This is a genomic window from bacterium (genome assembly GCA_035528375.1).
Classification (GTDB): domain Bacteria; phylum RBG-13-66-14; class RBG-13-66-14; order RBG-13-66-14; family RBG-13-66-14; genus RBG-13-66-14.
This window is the reverse complement of record DATKYS010000124.1, coordinates 1-3,775: the sequence shown is the minus strand read 5'-3', so window position 1 is coordinate 3,775 and position 3,775 is coordinate 1. Positions and strand designations below refer to the sequence as shown.

The following is a 3,775-nucleotide window of genomic DNA, read 5'->3' as shown; positions in this document are numbered from 1 at the left end:
GACGGCGCGCCGTTCAGGTCGGCCCGTTTTTTATAAGGTGGCCCTCACCCCTAACCCCTCTCCCACGGGGAGAGGGGGATATGCACGGGCGACCGTGGACGGTCGCCCCTACGGCCGGTTATCGCGCGTTTCCGACGTAGGGGCGGGGCTCCGTCCCCGCCCGTGGGTCGCCCTACGTTTCGCGCAAAATCCGTCCTGCCAGGAACAACTGCCCCAGGGAAATCCCGCCGTCGTTGGGAGGCACACGCCGGTGCAGGAGCGCCGTCAGCCCCGACACTTCGATTTCCCGCGCCGTCCATTCGGTCAACAACAGATTCTGGAAGCACCCCCCGGTGAGGGCGACGTGCCCGATTCCGTTCTCCCGCGCCGCCCGGACGGCCGCCCCGGCGATACCCCGCGCCAGCCCCCGGTGGAAACGGGCGGAGATAATCTCGCGGGCCGTCCCCTTTTGCAAGTCTTCGACGATGGACCGGAACAGCGGCCGGGCATCCCACCGCCAGGGATTTCGCGTCGCGTCCAGCTCCAGCCCGTAGGCCCCGGTCTCGGCCGGGTCGGCGAGTTGTTCCAATTCCACCGCCGGCTGGCCCTCGTAGAGCGCCTCGGAGCGCACGCCCAGTATCGCGGCGACGGCGTCGAAGAGCCGGCCCCCCGAGCTGGTGGGCGGCGAATTGATGCCCCTCTCCGCCGCGACCCGCACCAGTCCCCACTCCTCGCCCGGAAAATTCTCCCCGAAGCCGGGGACGCCGTAGGGGTCGAGTCCCGCCGCCTCCAGCCAGACCGCCGCCATGCGCCAGGGTTGCCGCACGGCCCGCGCCCCGCCGGCCAGCGGCACGTAGTCCAGGTGGCAGATGCGCGGCCAGTCGGCACCAACGGCGCGCCGTTCGGCGGCCAGGAAGAGTTCCGCGCCCCAGATGGCCCCGTCGTCGCCGTAGCCGGTGCCGTCCCAGGCCACGCCTATCGCGGGTCCGTCGTGGCCCGCGTCGGCCAGGCAGGCCGCCACGTGCGCCCGGTGGTGCTGAACGGCGATTTTCGGTAGGTCCCGTTCCAGCGCCCATTTGCTCGGCAGGTACTCGGGGTGCGGGTCGTAGGCGACGGCCTCGGGCCGCACTTTGAACAACCGCTGAAAATGCCCGATACCCTCCTCGAAGCTCGCCAGGACCGCCGGGTTCTCCATGTCGCCGATGTGGTGGGAGACAAAGGCCAGACGCTCGCGCCCGAGGGCGAAGGTGTTTTTCTGCTCGGCGCCGACGGCCAGGAGGTGGACCGGCAGCGCTTTTGCCAGATGAATCGGCTCCGGCGCCCAGCCCCGCGACCGCCGGACGAGGTACGGCCCGCCCCGCAACACCGAGGCCACCGTGTCGTCGCAGCGCAGGTGGATCGGCCGGTCGTGGGTCAGAAAGGCGTCGGCGATGTCCCCCAGCCGGGCGAGCGCGTCGGCGTCGGTGTAGGCGATGGGCTCGTCGGCGCGGTTGCCCGAGGTGAGGACCAGCGGCCCGCCGAAGTCCGCCATCAGGACGTGGTGCAGCGGGGTGTAGGGCGGCATGACGCCCAGGCGGCGCTGACCCAAGGCCACCGAGGGCGCGACGCGCTCTCCCTCTTTCATCGGCAGCAGAACGATGGGGGCGCGGTTGGATTCCAGCAAATCAGCGGCGGCCTCGTCCACCGCGCAGTAGCGCCTTATCTCATCCAGGTCGCGCAGCATGAGGGCGAAGGGCTTTTCCAGCCGGACCTTGCGCTTTCTCAGCTCAGCTACAGCACGTTCGTTGAGCGCGTCGCAGGCCAGATGGTATCCGCCCAGGCCTTTGACGGCTAAAATCTTCCCGTCTTTCAGCAACTTCACGGACTCGCCGAACGCCCGTTCGCCGACGGCGAGGGTGTCGCCCCTCGAATCAACCAGCCCCACCTGTGGGCCGCAGACCGGGCAGCAGACCGGCTGGGCGTGGAAGCGGCGGTCGGTCGGGTCGCCGTACTCCCGCGCGCAGTCGGGGCAGAGCGCAAATCCGCTCATGGTGGTCAGCGGCCGGTCGTAGGGCAGGCCCTTTATAATCGTGAACCGGGGGCCGCAGTTGGTGCAGTTGGTGAAGGGGTAGCGGTGGCGGCGGTCGGCGGGATCGGAAATCTCCGCCCGGCAGTCGGCGCAGGTGGCGACGTCCGGCGAGACCAGGGTTATCTCCCCCCCGCTTAAAGGGCTCTCGCGGATGGTGAACGCGGTCCCGGCGGCCTCGGGAATCTCCCCGGCCTCGACGGATTGGACGCGGGCCAGGGGCGGCGCCTCGTCGCTCAGGCGGCGGATGAGCGCGTCCAGCGCCTCCCGAGTCCCCTGGGCCTCGACCCAAACTCCCGACGGGTCGTTGAGGACGAAGCCGGAAAGGCCCAATTCTTGGGCCAGGCGGAAGACGAAGGGCCGGAAGCCGACCCCCTGGACGGTGCCGGTTACGTGGGCGCGCAGTCGGGGCATGACGGGGGAAGTCTACCCGGCAAATTCTTGACAGTCAAGGCGTAGAAATGCCCGTCCGGGTCAGAAACCGGCCTTTATCGCGCCCCAGGAGGCCTCCTCGACCGCCGGGCTGTTCAGCGTCAGCGTCAGCTTGGGCCGCCTGCTACTTGCGTCGCTGGATGCAAAGCAGAGCGGTTCCCCAAGGTAGTCGTACATAACGAAGCCGTAGTTGGGGATGGTCTCGTCCAGCCACACGGCGACAATTTCGGTCACGTAGAAGGTTTCCCAGTGTTCTTCGATTATGTCGGAGGTCCACGCTTCCATTTCGTACTCCGAGAGGGGGTCGGGCTGGTTGTCCCAGGTGATCTCCATCTCCTCCCAATCCTCCGCCGCGGGGGCTATGAGCATTGGTGAGGGCATGTTGGACGGCTCGTGGGGACTCTCATATACGAAAATTTCCAGCTTGGTCGAAAGCAGGGTCAGACCCTCGCCGATGTAATCCTCCAGCTCGACGAACTCGAGGTAGGGCCGGAGTACTTCATATTCAAGGTACAGCTCGCTACTGTCGCCGAAGTTACCATGTCCCCGATAGGTGTACGAATCCTTGCCGACGTCTGCTTCGGGCTGGAGGATGACGTCTAAGTAGGCCAGCGCCGAGATGGCGCATATTAACAAGAACACCGGGATCGAGCGCGCGGTCATGGGCCACCTCCGGCACGAAAGCGACTGTTAACTATATTATACCGCCGCATCAGTCTAGCGGCGAATTTCGGCGGCGTCAACCGGCGTGGTCAGCCGTTCAACCCTCTCCCCCTGTTGCGATGACGTAGGGGCCGACCGACGGCGCGCCGTTTAGGTCGGCCCTTTTTTACAAGGTGTCCCTCACCCCCATCCCCTCTCCACAGGGGAGAGGGGAGCCGCCTCCCACGGGGAGAGGGAAACCACGGGTCGCCGCTTTTTCTACGTTCCCAATCTCGACCCTCACCCTAACCCTCTCCCTAAAAGGGAGAGGGGATAGCCGTACCCTTCACACGCGTTTGCGATGACGTGGGGGCGGGTGTCCACACCCGCCCGCGGGCCGACCTGAAGGTCGGCCCCTACGAGGGCAGCGCACGGTTCACGCCTTGCCCGCAGTGGCGTGAGATTGACCGATAATAAAAAGGCCCCCGGGGGCCTTTTCCACGACCGGCTCACCGCCTACTCGCCGTTGCCCACGTAGGTGGGATACTCCAGCGCCTCGTCCTCGCCGCGCAGGACCCGCAGCACCCCCTGCGCCAGCGCCCCCATCTCGTCCTGCCCCGGGTAAACCTTCACCGGCGCGATCCAGCTCACCCAGTC

Annotated in this window: 3 protein-coding genes; all 3 read right to left on the bottom strand. The window is 67.0% G+C overall.

Going from position 1 to position 3,775, the window contains the following annotated elements; all coding sequences use genetic code 11:
• Positions 1–172: 172 nt before the first annotated feature.
• On the bottom strand, positions 173–2,458 hold the full coding sequence (hypF, locus tag VM054_09805) for a carbamoyltransferase HypF (GenBank protein ID HUT99354.1): 2,286 nt from the start codon (positions 2,456–2,458) through the stop codon (positions 173–175).
• Positions 2,459–2,518: 60 nt separating this feature from the next.
• Entirely contained in the window at positions 2,519–3,139 is a 621-nt protein-coding gene (locus VM054_09800) for a DNRLRE domain-containing protein (protein HUT99353.1), read from the bottom strand.
• Positions 3,140–3,634: 495 nt separating this feature from the next.
• The coding region (locus VM054_09795; protein ID HUT99352.1) for a butyrate kinase at positions 3,635–3,775 on the bottom strand (141 nt) is incomplete at its 5' end.